Origin of the sequence: Mesorhizobium sp. AR07 (assembly GCF_024746815.1) — a bacterium.
Lineage (GTDB): Bacteria > Pseudomonadota > Alphaproteobacteria > Rhizobiales > Rhizobiaceae > Mesorhizobium.
The window spans coordinates 2754485-2771965 of the sequence record NZ_CP080525.1 but is presented as its reverse complement, the minus strand read 5'-3'; the positions used below and the strand labels follow the sequence as shown (position 1 = coordinate 2771965).

General features: G+C 64.3%; 17 protein-coding genes and 1 pseudogene. 9 read left to right on the top strand and 9 right to left on the bottom strand.

Annotated features, from left to right (window positions below):
* Together BPNPMPFG_RS14230 and BPNPMPFG_RS14225 are read left to right on the top strand one after the other, a co-directional pair.
* Positions 1-777, top strand: a complete 777-nt coding sequence (locus BPNPMPFG_RS14230) for an esterase family protein (RefSeq protein WP_258596058.1) — start codon at positions 1-3, stop codon at positions 775-777.
* A 75-nt stretch (positions 778-852) separates the two neighbouring features.
* Complete coding sequence (locus BPNPMPFG_RS14225; protein WP_258596056.1) at positions 853-1167, top strand: nuclear transport factor 2 family protein; 315 nt, start codon at positions 853-855, stop codon at positions 1165-1167.
* A gap of 11 nt (positions 1168-1178) precedes the next feature.
* Here the strand turns inward: BPNPMPFG_RS14225 and BPNPMPFG_RS14220 are convergent, their stop codons facing one another.
* Complete coding sequence (locus tag BPNPMPFG_RS14220; RefSeq protein WP_258596055.1) at positions 1179-2717, bottom strand: MFS transporter; 1539 nt, start codon at positions 2715-2717, stop codon at positions 1179-1181.
* Between the two features lie 146 nt (positions 2718-2863).
* On the opposite strand from BPNPMPFG_RS14220, the gene BPNPMPFG_RS14215 reads away from it, so the two are divergent.
* The 5 genes and pseudogenes from BPNPMPFG_RS14215 to BPNPMPFG_RS14195 form a co-directional block, all read left to right on the top strand.
* On the top strand, positions 2864-3745 hold the full coding sequence (locus BPNPMPFG_RS14215) for a LysR family transcriptional regulator (protein ID WP_258596053.1): 882 nt from the start codon (positions 2864-2866) through the stop codon (positions 3743-3745).
* A gap of 88 nt (positions 3746-3833) precedes the next feature.
* Positions 3834-4295 (top strand): MarR family winged helix-turn-helix transcriptional regulator, encoded by a 462-nt coding sequence (locus BPNPMPFG_RS14210; RefSeq protein WP_258596753.1) that lies wholly within the window; start codon positions 3834-3836, stop codon positions 4293-4295.
* A gap of 36 nt (positions 4296-4331) precedes the next feature.
* Entirely contained in the window at positions 4332-4895 is a 564-nt protein-coding gene (locus BPNPMPFG_RS14205) for a cysteine hydrolase family protein (protein WP_258596051.1), read from the top strand.
* Positions 4896-4897: 2 nt separating this feature from the next.
* On the top strand, positions 4898-5227 hold the full coding sequence (locus BPNPMPFG_RS14200; RefSeq protein ID WP_258596049.1) for a hypothetical protein: 330 nt from the start codon (positions 4898-4900) through the stop codon (positions 5225-5227).
* Positions 5224-6453, top strand: a pseudogene (locus BPNPMPFG_RS14195) (MFS transporter); the annotation flags it as partial. The gene BPNPMPFG_RS14200 and the pseudogene BPNPMPFG_RS14195, both read left to right, overlap by 4 nt.
* A 71-nt stretch (positions 6454-6524) precedes the next feature.
* On the opposite strand, the gene BPNPMPFG_RS14190 reads toward BPNPMPFG_RS14195, so the two are convergent.
* The 4 genes from BPNPMPFG_RS14190 to BPNPMPFG_RS14175 form a co-directional block, all read right to left on the bottom strand.
* Complete coding sequence (locus BPNPMPFG_RS14190; RefSeq protein ID WP_258596048.1) at positions 6525-7628, bottom strand: AbrB family transcriptional regulator; 1104 nt, start codon at positions 7626-7628, stop codon at positions 6525-6527.
* Positions 7629-7692: 64 nt separating this feature from the next.
* Positions 7693-8001: a putative quinol monooxygenase gene (locus tag BPNPMPFG_RS14185; protein ID WP_258596047.1), complete on the bottom strand. Its 309-nt coding sequence runs from the start codon at positions 7999-8001 to the stop codon at positions 7693-7695.
* A 62-nt stretch (positions 8002-8063) separates the two neighbouring features.
* On the bottom strand, positions 8064-8846 hold the full coding sequence (locus BPNPMPFG_RS14180; protein ID WP_258596046.1) for an SDR family NAD(P)-dependent oxidoreductase: 783 nt from the start codon (positions 8844-8846) through the stop codon (positions 8064-8066).
* Positions 8847-8907: 61 nt separating this feature from the next.
* Positions 8908-9345: a DsrE family protein gene (locus tag BPNPMPFG_RS14175; RefSeq protein WP_258596045.1), complete on the bottom strand. Its 438-nt coding sequence runs from the start codon at positions 9343-9345 to the stop codon at positions 8908-8910.
* A 102-nt stretch (positions 9346-9447) separates the two neighbouring features.
* Here BPNPMPFG_RS14175 and BPNPMPFG_RS14170 point away from each other — a divergent pair, with 102 nt between their 5' ends.
* Entirely contained in the window at positions 9448-10539 is a 1092-nt protein-coding gene (locus BPNPMPFG_RS14170; protein WP_258596044.1) for a hypothetical protein, read from the top strand.
* Positions 10540-10647: 108 nt separating this feature from the next.
* On the opposite strand, the gene BPNPMPFG_RS14165 is transcribed toward BPNPMPFG_RS14170, so the two are convergent.
* Entirely contained in the window at positions 10648-11595 is a 948-nt protein-coding gene (locus tag BPNPMPFG_RS14165) for a cation diffusion facilitator family transporter (protein WP_319945992.1), read from the bottom strand.
* 5 nt (positions 11596-11600) lie between these two features.
* A complete protein-coding gene (locus BPNPMPFG_RS14160; RefSeq protein ID WP_258596043.1) occupies positions 11601-13790 on the bottom strand; it encodes an anthranilate synthase in 2190 nt (729 codons plus the stop codon).
* Between the two features lie 338 nt (positions 13791-14128).
* Between BPNPMPFG_RS14160 and BPNPMPFG_RS14155 the strand changes: the two genes are divergently transcribed.
* Entirely contained in the window at positions 14129-14899 is a 771-nt protein-coding gene (locus BPNPMPFG_RS14155) for an isocitrate lyase/PEP mutase family protein (RefSeq protein WP_258596041.1), read from the top strand.
* Positions 14900-15125: 226 nt separating this feature from the next.
* Here the strand turns inward: BPNPMPFG_RS14155 and BPNPMPFG_RS14150 are convergent, their stop codons facing one another.
* Together BPNPMPFG_RS14150 and BPNPMPFG_RS14145 are read right to left on the bottom strand one after the other, a co-directional pair.
* Positions 15126-16181 (bottom strand): succinylglutamate desuccinylase/aspartoacylase family protein, encoded by a 1056-nt coding sequence (locus tag BPNPMPFG_RS14150; protein ID WP_258596040.1) that lies wholly within the window; start codon positions 16179-16181, stop codon positions 15126-15128.
* A gap of 89 nt (positions 16182-16270) precedes the next feature.
* A complete protein-coding gene (locus BPNPMPFG_RS14145) occupies positions 16271-17449 on the bottom strand; it encodes an MFS transporter (RefSeq protein WP_258596038.1) in 1179 nt (392 codons plus the stop codon).
* Positions 17450-17481: the final 32 nt, after the last annotated feature.

The following is a 17481-nucleotide window of genomic DNA, read 5'->3' as shown; positions in this document are numbered from 1 at the left end:
ATGGACATTTCCTATCACAAGAATTTCGCCCGCAATCTCGGCCGTGACATGGAATACAAGCGCTACGGCCATGCCGGCCGGCCGGTGGTGGTGTTCCCGACCTCGCAGGGGCGGTTCTACCAGTTCGAGGATTCCGGCGGGGTCGGGGCGCTGGCCGAGTTCATCGACACCGGCCGCATCCAGCTGTTCACGGTCGACGGCATCGATTCGGAATCCTTCTTCGACAAACATGCAGATGCCGCCCATCGCATCGCCCGCCACGAGGCCTATTTCCGCTATGTGCGCGAGGAGGCGCTGCCGGAGTTCCTGTCCACGGCAGCAGCCGCCAATGGCGGGCGCAAGCTGAAGCCGCTGTTCTCGGGCTGTTCGATGGGCGGCTACCATTCGTCGAACTTCGTCTTCCGCTTTCCCGAACTGGCCAGCGGGGTCATCGCGCTGTCGGGCGTCTATTCGGCCCGCGACTTCTTCGGCAAGGCGCTTGAAGGCGACATCTTCTACAACTCGCCGCTCGACTATCTGCCCGGCATCGTCGACGCGAAACTGCTTGCCCGCCTGAAGGCGCTCAGGCTGATCTTCTGCTGCGGGCAAGGCGCCTGGGAAGAGCGGATGCTGGTCGAGACGCGCCGGCTGGAACAGATCCTGCGCGACAAGTCCATTCCCGCCTGGGTCGACTATTGGGGCGGCGATGTCAGCCATGACTGGCCATGGTGGCACAAGCAGCTGGCCTATTTCTTCGGCCGCTGGCTGGATGAGGACCTGATGCACAGGCTGGATTAAGGTGCATTGATGTTCAGCCGGCCCGCAAACGCCTCGGCCTGACCCGAATCTTAGGGCACCTTAGGGTACAGAAGAATGACCACGCCCGATCCCATCCGCCGTTTCGTCGAAGCCACCAATGCCGGCGACACGGAAGCCTTTCTCGACACATTCACGGCGGACGCATTCTTGAGCGACTGGGGACGGCCTTTCCACGGGCGCGAGCAGATCTCGCGCTGGAACCGGTCGGACAATATCGGCGTGCAGTCTCGTCTCAACATCGTCCGCATCGCGATGGCGGAAGGCAGCTATCGCGTCCGCATCGCCGTCACAGGCAACGGCTTCAACGGCGAGGGCGACATGACCTTCACGCTGGACGGCGACCGCATAGCGAGCCTTGTCATCGCCTGACGCGCGGGTGTTTATCCTTCCTGGCATGCCGGCAGAGGGGCGGTCTCGTGTTCCAACACCGATCCGCGACGCAGGCCGAGGAAAACGACAATGGCGGTCAATACGGTGATTGCCGCCAGCACGATCAGCAGCCTGTCGAACGCCGTCTCGTAAGCCTGGGCCAGAACGCTGGCGCCAGCTTGCGGCAGGCGTTGCGCCGTTTCGCTGACATTGCCGGTTGCCAGCAATTGCGCGGCGGCGGTGGCATCCCTGGAAGAAGCCACCCCTTGAGCGGTGAGCTGCGCGGCCGTGAAACCCGACAGGATCGCCATGACGATCGCCAGCGCCACACCCTCGCAAGCGACGCGGGTGGTGTTGAAGATGCCGACCGCCATGCCGGCGCGCTCCCTCGGCACGACGCTGACGGCAAGCCCGTCCATCAGTCCCCAGGGCAAAGCAATGCCGACGCCGACCAGCATCAGCGGCGCCACCAGCACGATGTCGACCGGCGGTGTCAGGCTCAGCCAGACGAGGCCGGCTGCAGCGATGAGCAGGCCGACGCCGCAGATGGTGGCCGGAGCGATCCAGCGCGCCAGCTGGCCGGCAAGCAATGGCAGGATCAGCAATGGTCCCGACAGGCAGATCATCAATTGCCCCGCTTTTATCTCGGTCATCCCTTCGATGCCGATGAAGCGGATCGGCAACAACACAAGCAGGACGACGAAGGCGTAGGCGGGTGCTGCTGCCAGAAACTGGACGCCGACGAAGCGGGGATAGCGAAACAGCGTGAGATCAAGCATCGGCCGTCGCACGCGGCGCTCGGCAATGACGAAGGCAACAAGGCAAAGGGCAGCCCCGCCGAGAAGCGTGATGACGAGGGGATCGCTCCAGCCGCTCTGCGGCGCCTGGAGCACGCCATAGGTGAGCGACGCCAGTGCGATCGTGAAAGTGCCGGCTCCCACCCAGTCGAGGCCGGTCGCGTCCGGGTCGCGCGATTCCCTGATGGTGCGCAGGCCGAGGACCGCGGCGGCAACCGCAAGTGCTGCGGCCAGAAGGAAGATCGCCCGCCAGCCGAATGCATTGATGAGCAGGCCTGACGCGATCGGGCCAAAGGCGAGACCGATGCCGAAACTGGTGCCGAGGAAACTGAAGGCGCGCAGCCGCAAGGGACCTTCGAACTCCTGGGCGAGTGCCGAGGCGCCGCCGGCAAAGGCGGCGGCGCTACCGATGCCTTGCGCGGCTCTGAGGATGTCGAACCAGACGATGTCAGGTGCGAGCATCGCGCCCAGCGAGGCAAGGACGTAGGTGGAGAGGCCGGCGAGGAAGATGCGCTTGCGGCCATGGTTGTCGGCGAGCGCGCCGGCGGCCATCAAGCTGGCGCCGAAGGTCAGCATGAAGGCATTCGTCACCCAGTTGAGCTGGATCGGGCTGCCGCCGAGATCGGCCGCGATGCGGGAGAGGGCGACGGCCGGACCGGTGAAGGTCAAAGGCATCGTCATTGCGGCAAGGCATGCTGACAGCAGCACGAGCCATCTCTTGGCGACGCTGCCGGTTCTGGTCTTCAAAGTCATGGATTTCCCTATCTGAAGCAGGATCCACCGGCATGCCGCAGAGTCGCGACGCCGGTCATGCCGACAAGATAGGTCGGCGAGGTTTCCGGCAAAATGGTATTAGATCTCCTGACATACCGGACTGAAACGCTCGAATGGAGGATGCGATGGATCGTCTCAGCGGCCTGATGGCTTTCGCCCGCACTGCGGAGCTCGGCAGTTTTGTCGCCGCCGGCCGGGCGATGGGTATCTCCGCTTCCGCTGTCGGCAAGAGTGTCGCCCGGCTTGAACAGGAACTCGGGGTGCGTCTCCTTCAGCGCAGCACGCGACGCATCGGCCTGACCGAGGAGGGCAAGCTGTTCAACGAGCGGGTGCGCCGCATCCTCGACGACATCGAGGATGCCGAGGCGATGCTGTCGCGTACACGGGAAACCCCGCACGGGCGGCTGCGCGTCTCGACGCCGATCGTCACCTATCATCTGCTGCTGCCGGTGCTATCCGACTTCATGGCGCGTTATCCCGAGATCGAGCTCGATATCGATTTCAACGATCGCATCGTCGATGTCATCGAAGAGGGCATCGACGTCGCGATCCGGAGCGGCGAGCTGCCGGATTCGCGATTGGTGGCGCGGCCGCTTGCGCCGTTTCGGCTGCTTTTGTGCGCGGCGCCTTCCTATCTCGAGCGCCACGGCACGCCCAAGGTGCCGGGCGATCTCGCACAACATTTCGGCATACGCTTCCGCTTTCCCAACAGTGGCAAGCTGCAGGATTGGCCGCTCGTTGCCGGCGGTATCGAACCGCGCTCCATGCTGACCTGCAATAACATGGAGGCGTTGAAAGGTGCCACGATCGCTGGTCTCGGCATCGGCTGCATGCCCGATTTCCTGGTCCGCGAGGCACTGCGCGAGGGCAAGCTGAGCTGCGTTCTCGACGACCATATCGACGGCCGCGGGCAGTTCAGGATGCTGTGGCCATCCAATCGCCATCTCTCCCCGAAGGTTCGTGTCTTCGTCGATTTCCTTCCCGAGCGGCTTGCTGTCGGGCGATAGGCCAGGGAGCCGAGCGGCTCACGGCCTTGTGACTTCAGGTATGAAGGTAATCTTTGAAGTTTTCCTTCATACATGCTACATGACGGCTATGAAAGATCAACGGGCTCCGCAGAACCGCCCCGAAGCCGCGCGCGCCCTGGCTGTAGCGGCGGAGCTTCGGGTAGTTGTCGGCAGGTTGGTTCGGCGTTTGCGAGAGCAGGCGAGCGCCGGCGACCTGACCTCGTCGCAGAAGTCGGTGCTGCTGCATCTGGAGCGCGAGGGGACGGCCACGGTGACAGTGTTGGCCCGCGCGCAGGACATGCGCCCTCAATCGATGGGGGCCATTGTGTCGACGCTGGAAGTGGCCGGTCTGGTGGATGGCGCGCCTGATCCCGCCGATGGCCGGCAGACCCTGCTGTCGCTCACGGCTGCGTGCCGGGACATGATCGTCGCCGGGCGCGCCGCCCGGCAGGACTGGCTGTTCCGTGCCATCCAGACGAACCTCGATGGCGAAGAACAGGAGCAGTTGGCGGGCGCCGTCGAATTGCTCAAGCGGCTCGCCGCTTCCTGACGCGCCGCTGTTCCAATCATCGGAAGGAAAACGCGGATGGCAGTCACCACGCTTGACCAGAAAACAGCACTCATCGTCGTCGACCTGCAGAAGGGTTTGGTCTCCTCGCCCACCGTCCATCCGACGGCCGAGGTCGTGAAGCAGGCCAGCACACTCGCCGACACGTTCCGCAGCCGCGGCTTGCCGGTCGTGCTCGTCAACGTTGCCGGCGCGCCTCCGGGCCGAACGGAGCAGGCGCCTCGCGTGACGGCCTTTCCCGCCGGCTGGATGGATATTGTGCCCGAGTTGAGGCAGCGGCCGGGCGACCACACGGTTACCAAGCGCACGGCGGGCGCATTCACGAATACCGATCTCGAAGCCTATCTGAAGAGCCGGAACGTCACCCAAGTCGTGATCGTCGGCGTATCCACCAGCATGGGCGTTGAAGCGACGGCTCGCCATGCCCGCGATCTCGGGTTCAACGTCACCCTGGCTCTCGACGCCATGACCGATACGAACCTCGATGCCCACACCAACAGCATCGTGCATATTTTCCCCAGGCTGGGCGAAACCGGCACCACGTTGGACATCATCGATCTGCTCGCGAAGAGGAGTGCCTGACGATGCAATGGATCGACCATGTGTCCTATCTGTTCGGCGGCGCCTTTCTGACAAATGCCGTGCCGCATCTTGTCAGCGGCGTTATGGGACGATCTTTTCAAAGCCCGTTCGCCAAGCCGCACGGCCAAGGCCAATCGTCCTCGACCGTGAACGTGCTGTGGGGATTTCTGAACCTGGTGATCGCCTATCTTCTGGTGATCCGTGTCGGAAATTTCGATCTGCGGTCCACGCCTGACGTCGTCGCCCTTGGGCTGGGCGCCCTCCTGATGGGATTGGTGTCGGCGCGCATGTTCGGCCGATTCAACGGCGGCAATTCCCCGGTCGACGGATGAGCAGTCCGGCGAAGGGCACTTTCCGTTCACTGGCCAATTTCAACTATCGGATCTGGGCTGGCGGCGCGATCGTATCCAATGTCGGAACATGGATGCAGCGCACCGCCCAGGATTGGGTGGTGCTGACCCAGCTGACCCACAACAACGCAACCGCCATGGGCGTGGTGATGGCGTTGCAGTTCGCGCCGCAGATCCTCCTGTTGCCGTGGACCGGTTTGGCCGCCGATCATCTCGACCGACGCAAGTTGCTGCTGGCCACGCAAGGCGCCATGGGCCTGCTTGCGCTCGGCCTCGGTCTGCTCACGGTCGCCGGGCTTGTCCAGCTGTGGCACGTCTATGTGTTTGCTTTCCTGCTCGGCTGCGCCACCGCATTCGATTCGCCGGCGCGCCAGACGTTCGTCTCGGATCTGGTCGGCGAGGCCGATTTGTCGAACGCGGTGGCGCTGAATTCCACGTCCTTCAACGTGGCGCGGATGATCGGCCCGGCGGTCGCCGGCGCCCTCATCGCTTCGCTTGGCTCCGGCTGGGTCTTCCTGATCAACGCGGCCTCGTTTGCCGCCGTCCTGTCGTCGCTTTGCCTGTTGCGCATCGGTGAGCTGCACCTGAAGGATAGGGCGCAGCGAAGCCGCGGCAGCCTTGCCGAAGGCTTCCGCTATGTCTGGAAGCGCCCCGACCTCAAAGCCATCCTGCTCATGCTTCTCCTGATCGGTAGCTTCGGGCTCAACTTCCCGATCTTCATCTCGACCATGTCCGTCTCCGTCTTTCACGCAGGCGCCAGCCAATACGGGTTGCTGACGTCGATCATGGCGATCGGATCTGTCACCGGTGCGCTGCTGGCCGCCCGGCGCGAGCAACCCCGCCTGGCGTTTCTTCTGGCCGGCGCCGCGATCCTCGGCCTCGGCTTCGGCCTGGCCGCGATCATGCCCAACTATTGGTTGTTCGGTCTTGTGCTTGTCGTCATCGGCATTTCCGCGCAGACGATGACCACTTCGACGATCAGCCTGGTACAGCTCTCCACCGATCCCGCCATGCGCGGGCGGGTGATGGCTATACTTTTGGCCATAACACTGGGCGGCACTGCTCTCGGCGCGCCGGTGGTCGGTTGGGTGGCCGACGATGTCGGCCCGCGCTGGGCGCTTGGCGTGGGCGCTGTTGCCGGATTTGCGGCGGCGCTCGTCGGGGTCGGTTATCTCGTGAGATATCGCCACCTGCGGATGAATTTCGACGCGGGACGCTTCCATTTCGTCGTCGATGGCGACCCAGCCCGGAGCTTAGGGTCAGTCGGCCCTCGTCAAGATCACTCCCTCACGCTTCTCGCCACCAGCCGCGCCACGCTCGGGCCGACCAGCAGCACGATCAGGAAGCGCGCCGATTGCAGCGCCATGACGAAGGAGATGTCGACGTTCTGCGCGGCGGCGGCGATGATGGCGATGCTGTCCATGCCGCCGGGGCTGGTCGCCAGATAGGCTGTCAGCGGGTCGATGCCGAGCAGATGGCTGATCATGAAGGCAAGGCCGCCGCAAAAGACGATCAGCGCCACGATCGAGGCGATGATCTGCGGCAGAGCGCGCGCCGCATGACGCAGGATCGGCCTTGTGAAGTTCAGGCCGATCGACCAACCGACCATGGCGTAGCTGACCGCCAGCAGCCATTGCGGCAATTGCATCTCCACGCCAAGGCCGAGATGGATGACGGTGCCGAAGATGAAGGTGCCGAGGAAGAAGGGTGAGGGCAGCCGGCAAAGCTTTCCCGCCAGGCCGCCGACGAGCGCGATGCCGATGGTGGCGGCGAAGGCTTGGCGGTCGATCGGCGGAAACCAGATGATGGGCGGGATTTCGACGCCCGACGTGTCGACCCACATCTTGGCGACGAGGGCCGCCGTCATCGAAACGAAGATGACGCGCAGATATTGCATGAAGGCGACGAGACGCTGGTCGGCGCCGAAGGCGCCGGCCATCAGCACCATGGCGGTGGCGGCACCTGGCGACGAACCCCAGACGGCGGTGGTGCCGGGCAGGATGCGCCAGCGGCTGATCAGCCAGCCGAGCAGGCTGGAGGCCGTGACGGTCGCCACCACGACACCGAGAAACAGCGGCCATTCCTGGTAGAAGACGGGAAAGATATCGGCCGAGATAGAGCTGGCGACAAGACAGCCGACAATCGCCTGGGCGGCGCCGAACAGAAGACGCGGCACGCGCACCGTGGCGCCATTGGTGCCGGCGACGATGGCTGCCAGCATCGGCCCGATCAGCAGCGCCGCCGGCAGGGCGGCGAGTTCCAGCGCGCTTGCAAACAGGGCGGAGACGGCAAGGATCGCCAGCCATTGCCAAGCCTTGTGCATCCGCGCCATGCGCTCGGCAACTGGCTGGTCCGGAGGTGGCGGCTCGGTCGAGGAATCCATGTTCTGACGTTAGACCTGAAGCGGGACGATGCGAACCCCGCTGCGTCGCGAAAGGATGCTTGCCTCAGCCAGTCTTGCCATCGGCGAGGCCAAAGCCGCCGACGGGGTGGGTTTCGACCTGGAACTCAAAGCCGGCGATGAACGGCCGCGCCTTGGCGATCGCCGCCTGGACTTCCGGAAGCTGCAGCGACGTCTTGTGGCTTTCTGCATCGGTCCACACTTCGGTGACCCAGATCGCATCGGCATCCGCGGGGTCGCGGGCGATGATGTAGCTCAGGCAGCCCGGCAGGGCGCCGGTGCTGGTCAGCAGCACATCCATGATCGCGTCGCGCTGGCCGCGCGCCGCCCGCATCTTGCCGATCAGTCCATACATTCCGTTGTCTCCCTTCAAGGTTTCCGACAAGACATGCAGATCGCCAGTATGCAGATAGCCGCTCAAGGCATCAACTGGCCACCATTCACCTCGATCACCTGGCCGGTGATGTAGCCGCTCAGAAGATCGGAAGAGAGGAACAGGTAGGCGCCGACGCAATCCTGCGCGGTGCCGGCACGCCCCTGCGGAATGGTGGCGACCATGCCCTTCATCTGCTCGTCGGTCGAATAGCGCTCGTGAAACGGCGTGAGAATGGTGCCGGGCGCCACCGCGTTGACGCGGATGCCGAAGCCGATCAGCTCCTTGGCCATGCCGCGCGTCACGTTGGAGACGAAAGCCTTGGCCGAGCCGTAAAGCCCGGCACCACCGCCGGCGCCGTTGCGCGCGGCGATCGACGAGGTGTTAACGATGAAGCCGCCCTGTTTCTTCAGCCATGGGATGGCCTTGCGCGAAGCGGTCAGCACCGACCGTGCATTGAGGTCCATCACTGCGTCGTAGTGTGCTTCGGTCTGCTCGGCATAGGGCACGCGGCCGAGCATGCCGCCAGCATTGTTGACCAGCCCGTCGAGGCGGCCGAAATGCCGCGCGCTGTCCTCGACGACGCGTTCGACATCGGCGGGAACGGAGAAATCGCCCTGGACGAGGAACACCTCGCCGCCCTTGTCGGCAATGGTCTTGGCCAGAGCCTCGGCGGCGTCGCGGCTCGAATTGTAGTGCAGCGCCACGCGGCATTTCTGCGCGGCGTAGGCCGACGCCAGGGCCGCGCCTATGCCGGTCGATGCACCGGTGACCAGCACCGCCTTGCCGGCAAGATCGGGAATGCTGAGTGTGGTGGTGGCTGGCACGCTTGTCCTCCGGGATTTCTGCCGATCCTTCGTAGGCCTTTGGTGCCCGGATGTTCAAGCCTCAGGGGCGCAGATAGGCATAGCCCTGGCCCTGCAGTTCAGCGAGTTTGACGACGCCGCCCTTGTCGGCGGCATGGAAACCTTCGAGCAGGTCGGTCAAGGAAATATCCATGCCTTGCATCGTGTTGGCGCAGGCATTGGGATTGAGCCCCTGCTGCACCAGAGTGGCGAAGCGGCCTGAAATCGCGGCCGATATGCCTTTCGACTTGAAGGCGGCGAGGGCCGGACCATGCACGACCAGCACGATGTCGACATTGCCGCCGGTGCCTTCATAGTGGTTCTTGATGTTGCCGAGCACGAAATTGACCTTGTCGAGATCGCTGAGATGATAGGCGACCTTCTGCCTGGCGGGCTCCGTCGCAGCGGCCTGCACCGCCCGCAGGCCAAAAAGCGTTCCGGTTCCGGCAAGAGCCGCACGGAACATATCGCGCCGGCGCATCGCATCCTCCTTGGCTTGGCGGCTCGCCGCGAATTTCGTGGCTGCGGCCGCAATACTAGCATAAATTGACGCTACGTCCTGTCGATGCGGAGGAGGGGTCACATGGCGTTGGGCAAGGTATTGGCGCGCGGCGCCTCGAGTGTCGCGCTGCTCGGTCTGCTGACTGGCACGGCCGCAGCCGATAACGCGCTTAAGCTCACCGAACTCAGTCCGAACGGGGCGGACGCCTGTTTCGGCCGCGTCTATGACGCGGCGCACCTCAAGGCGCATCCGAAGCAGAAGGTGGCGCGGATCTTCTTCTACTATGGCCATGATCCGGTCAGCCGGCCGAACGAGGAGCCGGCGGGGAGTTCCGACTCGTCCTACAATGCCTTCGTCACCACCACCGTGCGCGGCGGCAAGGCGCCGGAATGGGCCGGCGGCTGGTGCAATCACCAGTCCGAGGACAGCAAATCGGGCCCGATCCATTGCGGCATGGACTGCGACCGGACGCTGGCGTCGCTCAAGGTCGACGACAAGGGCCGGCTGATCCTCTCGGATCTGCAGCCCGACATCTATCTCGATGCAGGTTCGGAAGAGGAACTGGGTTCGGCGGAATTTGACAGGCAGGCGCTCGGCAAGGAGGACGACAATTTCCGCCTCGACCCGATGCCCGCCGCGACCTGTAAGGCGGAGTTCGCGCGCATCGATCCGATCGACCCGGCGCTGGGGCCCCCGCTGCGCGAGCGGCTGAAGCCGGACCAGGCGTTCTGCTACGGCCGCGACTATGACGCCTCGCATCTGGCGTCCCATCCCGACCAGCTGACGCAGTCGATCCGGGTTTTCCGCGGGCCGGTGGAACTGGCGTCCTTCGCCTCGGGCGGCGATGCCGCCAACTGGCCCGACGGCGCCGACATTGCCGTAACCGTCACCACGCGGCAGAAATCGGCCAAGGTCACGCAGACCTATTCCTGCCAGGGCGAGGCCGACCAGTGGCGCTGCGCTGCGAGTTCGAAGATGAGCGATTTTTCCTGCGATATCGCGCAGAAGGAGATTTTCCTCAAGCGCGGCGCCAATGGCACGATGATGCTGGCCAATCCCAACAGCAGCCTGGCGATCGTCGACCTGTGCTCGAAGGCCGCCGACGGCAAGACGAAGTCCGACGACAAAGTGTATAGGCTGCAGCCGATGCCGCAGTCGGCTTGCGCGCCGTGAGCACCAACGCTTCGTCATCCTATGGCGGAGCTTCGCTCCTGCTCCGCCCGTGGATGACGAAGTCGAGAGTCTTCGGCTAATTTTCCAAGGTCGTGACGGCGGATCGCCTCATGCGAACGGCACGGCGGTCGTGCCCTTCGGTAGCTTGGCCTCGTCGTCGGGCTCGACATGGATGGTGACGCGCACCGAGGGGATCTCGGCCTTCAGCGCGTCCTCGATGCGGTCGCAGATGACATGGCTGGCGCCGACCGACATGTCGGCATCGACGACCAGATGGAACTCGATGAAGGTGGCGCGGCCGGCAATGCGGGTCTTCAGGTCATGCACCTCGAGCGCGCCCTTGCAGTTGGCCGAGATGATGTCGCGGATGTGCATATGTTCTGCCGTGTCGACGGCGCGGTCCATTAGGCCGTTCATCGACGAACCGATGACATGCCAGCCTTGCCACAGGATGTTCAGCGCCACGATGACGGCCAGTGCCGGATCGAGGATCTGCCAGCCGGTTAGAATCGCCCCCACCAGGCCGCCGAAGACACCGATCGAGGTGACCACGTCGGTCATGATGTGGTTGCCGTCGGCAACCAGCGCCGGCGATTTCTCGGCCCTGCCGGCGCGGATCAGTGTCCAGGCCCAGAAGGCATTGATCACCGTCGCGACGCCGTTGACCGCGAGGCCGTTCCAGGGCTTCTCCATGGGCGCCGGTGTCTCCCAGGAGCGCCAGACCTCGTTGAGGATGAGCAGCGCAGCGAGAACGATCAGCACGCCTTCCAGCACCGCCGAGAAATACTCGGCCTTGTGATGGCCGAAGGGATGATCCTGGTCGGCCGGCTTGTGGCTGACCTGGATCGCCCATAAGGCGGCGATCGAGGCAATGACGTTGACGATCGATTCCAGCGCGTCCGAATAGAGCGCCACCGAGCCGGTGATGTACCAGGCGGCGAGCTTCAGGCCGAGCACGATTGCGGCAATGATGATCGACCAGAAGGCAAGGTTGGCGACCTTGCGCTTCGCTGCGGCCTTGGCCGCGATCGCCATCGTGTTCTCGGTTTCGGCCATGGTTGTCAGGCGGCCTTTTCCTTGGCCTTGCGCGGCAGGTGGGCGACGATGTTCTCGATGATGCGCATGCCGGCATTGTGGCCGAGCGTCATGATCGATTCCGGGTGGAACTGCACCGCGGCGATCGGCTCCTTGCGGTGCTCGAAAGCCATGATGACGCCGTCCTCGGTCTCGGCCGTGACGATGAAATCGTCGGGCAGGCGCACTGGATCGGCAAAGATCGAGTGGTAGCGGCCGACGGTGACTTCCTTCGGCAAGCCGGAAAAGATGATGCCGGGCTTCGAGACGCGAATGCGCGAGGGCTTGCCGTGCATCGGCACATGCAACTGCCTGAGCTCGCCGCCATAAGCCTCCGCCAGCGCCTGCAGGCCAAGGCAGACGCCGAAGATCGGCAGGTCACGGGCGCGCGCCTTCTTGATGGTGGCGGCGCAGTCGAAATCCTTGGGCGTACCTGGACCGGGCGACAGCACGACGAGGTCGGGCTTCAGCCGGTCGAAGACTTCCTCCGGCACCGGCGAGCGCACGGTCGAGACATTGGCGCCGGTCTGGCGGAAGTAATTGGCCAGCGTGTGGACGAAGCTGTCCTCATGGTCGACGAGCAAGATGTTGACGCCGTCGCCGACGCGCGCGGTGGTGCGCTCCGTGCTGGCGGAATTGCCTGTCTTGGCGTCGCGGATGGCGGAGAGCATGGCGGATGCCTTCAGTTCGGTTTCGGCTTCTTCTTCCTCGGGAATGCTGTCGAAGAGCAACGTGGCGCCGGCGCGCACCTCGGCAATGCCGTCCTTGATGCGAATGGTGCGAAGGGTGAGGCCCGTGTTCATGTCGCCGTTGAAATTGACCATGCCGATCGCGCCGCCATACCAGGCGCGCGGGCTCTTCTCGTTCTGTTCGATGAAGCGCATGGCCCACAGTTTCGGCGCGCCGGTGACGGTGACCGCCCAGGCATGCGACAGGAACGCGTCGAAGGCATCCATGCCTTCGCGCAACCGCCCCTCGATGTGATCCACGGTGTGGATCAGGCGCGAATACATCTCGATCTGGCGGCGGCCGATGACGCGCACCGAGCCCGGCTCGCAGACCCGCGACTTGTCGTTGCGGTCGACGTCCGAGCACATGGTGAGCTCGGATTCGTCCTTCTTCGAGTTGAGCAGTTTCAGGATCTGCTCGCTATCGGAAATGGCGTCGTCTCCGCGCTTGATGGTGCCGGAGATCGGGCAGGTCTCGACGCGGCGGCCGTTGACGCGCACGAACATTTCCGGCGAGGCGCCGATCAGATATTCGCCTTCGCCGAGATTGATGAAGAAGGAATAGGGCGAGGGGTTGATGGCCTTCAGCTTGCGCGAAATCTCGGACGGTTGCGTCTCGCAGCGCTCGTAGAACATCTGGCCGGGCACGACCTCGAACAGATCGCCGCGCTTGAAGCTGTCCATCGCCTTGCGCACGATGTTGGCATATTCGCCGGGCTCGTGATCGCCGCGCGGCGGAATGCGATCGGGGCTCTTGAAGGGCTCGGCGATTTCGTCGCGCGGCAGGCCTTCGGTCGAAAAATCCTCGCCCGCATACTCGTAGCGGTCGGTCCAGGCCTTGGCCGAATAATGGTCGACGACCAGGATCTCGTCGGGCAGGAACAGCACGAGATCGCGCTGGCTCGGCTTGCGCTCCAGCGTGTAGTCGACCGGGTCGAACTGGAAGGCGAGGTCGTAGCCGAAGGCGCCGTAGAGGCCAAGATTGGCGTCTTCCGCCGTCTTGAACAGAGCGGTGATGGCGCGCAGCGCGGTAAACACCGAAGGAACGCGGCTGCGCTCCTCCTCGGTGAAGACACGGCCGGATTTGGCGACGTCGAGGCGGATCAGTTTTTTCGACGTCTCTGCGACCGTCACATCGGCGAGGCCCGCAAGCGTCTTGCCGATGACCGGCAACAGCACCTCGCCACGACCGTTCAGCGCCTCGATGCGCATCGCGCGGCCGCGTGCCGAGATGACCAGCGGCGGATCGATGATGGCTGTGTCCCAGCGCGTGTAGCGGCCTGGATATTCGTAGTTCGAGGAAAACACGGCACCGCGCCGCGAGTTCAACCCATCGACGTAAGCATCGATCGCGCCCGCATAGGGCCGGTCGTGGCGCTCGCGGGTGATGGTGATGCCACCCGCCGTCACGAAACTTTCCGCGCCGTTCTCCAGAACCTTCATCGTCATTGCCGTCTCCATCAGCTTGTTGGGGCAAGGGACCCGGGACTGGCTTGGAAAAAACAAATGGCCGCCCGGACATTCCGTTGCGGCCACCCTCTATTTTCACGCGCACGCGTTCGAACAGGCCGCTGTCAGCAGGCCCACCACCAAATGGTCTTGGTCGAACGCATGTTCATGGCGAAATCCATAGCGGCGAAAAACCCGATGCGCAACAGATTTGAAAAGTCTGTTCGGTGGCTGCCGCTTCCGGGGCTCATGGCACATCGCCAGAGCTGGCGGTGCCGTCTAGGCTGGATATTCTCCGCAGGAAGATGGGCAACAGCAGGAAGACGGGAAAAATACCCATGACCGAGCAGATCGACCGCGCGCGGACGTTCCATTCCCTCCACGTCAAGGGAAACCCGATCGTTCTCTACAATGCCTGGGATCCGGGCTCGGCCAAGATCGTCGAGAAAGCGGGGGCCAAGGCGATCGCCACGGGAAGCTGGCCGGTCGCGGCCGCCTTTGGATACGCGGATGGCGAGAAAATCCCGCTGGAGCTGGCGCTCGGCAACATCAAGCGTATCGTGGCGGCGGTCGACCTGCCCGTGACCATGGATCTCGAGGGCGGTTACGGTACCGATCCGGAAACCGTCGCCCGCACGGTAACGCTTGCCGTGCAGGCCGGCGCCATCGGTTTCAATTTCGAGGATCAGGTTGTCGGCGGCACTGGCCTGTACGACATCGCGGTGCAGGTGAAGCGGATCGAAGCGGCAGCGGCGGCCGTCAAGGCTTCGGGTGTCCCGGCCTTCCTCAACGCCCGAACCGACATCTTCCTCAAGGCGAAGCCGGATACGCACGACAGGGCACTGCTCGACCAGGCGATCGAGCGGGCGCATGCCTATGAAAAGGCGGGAGCGAACGGCTTTTTTGCGCCGGGCCTTGGCGATGAAGGCTTGATCGAGGCGCTGTGCAAGGCGATTGCGCTGCCGGTCAACATCATCGCGCTGGCGCATGTCCCACCGCGGCAGCGATTGGCGGAACTGGGTGTCGCCCGCATCAGCCACGGCCCTGTGCCCTATCGGCAGATGGCCGAATGGCTGGAGGCGAAAGCGCGGCTGGCCATTTCAGGCTAGACTGGTAGCGCTGCATACAGGGTTTGACTGGTTGGGAGGTCTGTTGGCAGTCTAGATGTCATCGTTCGTTCCAGCGGACTGTTGCAACCTTCGAGATTGGCCGAAGCCTCACCGCCTTCGTCATCCTCGGATCTGCGCTGCGTCGCTGCGCTCCTTGCTCCGCCCGTGGATGACGAAGCGATGGGCGTTTGCGCCAATCGCCAAGGCATGCTGTGCGAGGAACCAGTCAGTCCTCCAGCGTCCCCGACCGCGCGTCGACGCTCTTCCTGTCGCCGACCAGTTTCAAGAGATCCTCGCCGGCGCGGATGATGCGGCGCGAGCGGCGGGTCAGGATCATGCCGTCCTGCGGCGCGAAGACTTCGGTGCGGCCACCGGCTTCGCCCGGTGCATGGACGATGGTGACAAGCCGTGCGCCCTTGGCGACGCGGTCGCCTGGCTTCACGTCGTAAAGCACGGCACCCGCCCGGGGCGCCGGCATCATCTCGATGTTTTCCAGCGGCGCGACGATCCCGGTGAACGGACCGGGCGCGGGCAGGGCTGTGTCGATGATCACGCCGCGCGCCACCAGCAGCCGGTAGAGCCCTTCGGCGTCGGCGGAGGCATAGGCGCTGTCGACATCGAGCATGCCACGATATTCGACAGTGGTGGCGACGCGGCGGTCGAGCTTCGCCACATCGGCGGGCACGTTCTGGTAGGGCATGATCGAGGCGCCTTCGAAGGTGCCGTCAGCGTCTTCGCTCCACAGCATCACCGCATCGACGCCCATGGCGGCGGCGCAGTCGGCCATGGCTGGCCACAGGCTGGTATGGACGTAGAGATAGACGAGGCCTTCGTCGTCGCAATGCAGGTCGAGCACGATGTCGTGGCCGAGGGAGAGCTGCACCAGCCGGCTCTTCAGCCGCTGGTCGACGGAACCAAGGGTGGTGTCGGGCAAGAGCGCTGTGTCGGGTGCGGCGAGCAGCGGAAAGCCGCGGTTGAAGTTGGTGCGGGTGCCGAGATGGAAGCGGCCTTGATGCTCGCCGAAATGATATTGCGCCCGGCCGATCGGGTTGGCCCAGGGCACGACGGTGATGTCGCCCTTGATACGGCCTTCGGCTTCTGCCTTGTCGAGCATCGGCATCAGCGCGTCGATGGCGACGACGCCCGGCAGCTCGCCGGCATGAAGCGCCGCCTGGAGGTAGGCCGAAGCTGCGGCCTTGTCCGCACCGGCAAAGCGGAACACCGGAAATTCGTAGGATACGCCTTCGCTTTCGCCGGCGATGCGCTCGATCGATTTCTGCATGATTTTCCTCCATCAAGAGCGAGAAGACATGCCCATTTGATGGTGTCGATGTCGATTGGTCCAGCCTGCCGCGCTATGGGCGCAACAGGCTATTCCGCCGGAGCCTGAACGGCGACGCCAGACGCGCGCCGATCCAGCGTCTGCGACAGCACCGCGACGGTGACCGCCAGCAGCGCCAGTGCCGCGCCGACCAGCGGCAGATTGGCGTAGGAAACGCCCGCGGAAAGGGCCACGCCGCCGATCCAGGCGCCGCTGGCATTGCCGACATTGAAGGCGCCCTGGTTCAGCGTGGCGGCGAGGTTCGGCCCTTCGGAAGCCGCTTCGACGACGCGGATCTGCAGCGGCGGCACGACGACGAAGATCAGCAGGCCCCAGAGGAAGACGATGCCGATGGCGACGCTTGCTATGGCGCCGAACTGCGTGAAGCCGACAAACAGCAGCGCCAGCAGCAGCAGCGTGCCGATGACCGTCGGCATCAATTTCCAGTCGGCCAGCCTGCCGCCGATGATGTTGCCGATGGTCATGCCGGCGCCGAACAGCAGCAGCACCCAGGTGACGGCCGAGGTGGATAGGCCGGATACGTCGGTCAGATAGGGTTTTATGTAGGTGAAGACGGCAAACAGGCTGGCCGAGGCCAAGGCGGCGATCAGCATCGCCAGCCACACCTGCAGCTTGCGCAGCACGCGCAGCTCGCCGCGCAGGCCGCCACCGCTCGGCTCAGTGACATCGGATGGCACCAGCCAGGCGATGCAAGCGACCGAGATCAGGCCGATGCCGACCACGGCGAGGAAGGTGGCGCGCCAGCCGTAGGCTTCGCCAAGGGCGGTGCCGGCGGGAACGCCGAGGATGTTGGCCAGCGTCAGCCCGGCGAACATCAGCGCGATGGCGCTGGCCCGCTTGTTGCGCGGCACCAGGCTGGCGGCAACGACCGAGCCGATGCCGAAGAAGGCGCCGTGGCCGAAGGCGGTGAAGACGCGCGCGGCCATCAGCATCCAGTAGTTGGGCGCGATGGCGCAGAACAGATTGCCGACGACGAACAGTGCGGCGAGGCCAACCAGTACAGGTTTGCGCGGCAAATGCGCGGTGGCCATCGCGACGACAGGCGCGCCGAAGACGACGCCCAGCGCATAGCCGGTGACCAGCAGACCGGCCGAAGGGATGGACACGCCGAGGTCGGCGGCGACCTCCGGCAGCAGGCCCATGATGACGAATTCAGTGGTGCCGATGCAGAAGGACGCAATGGCAAGCGCAAGGATCGGCAACGGCATGGGGCGTCCAGACTGAATCGGTTCAAATTGAG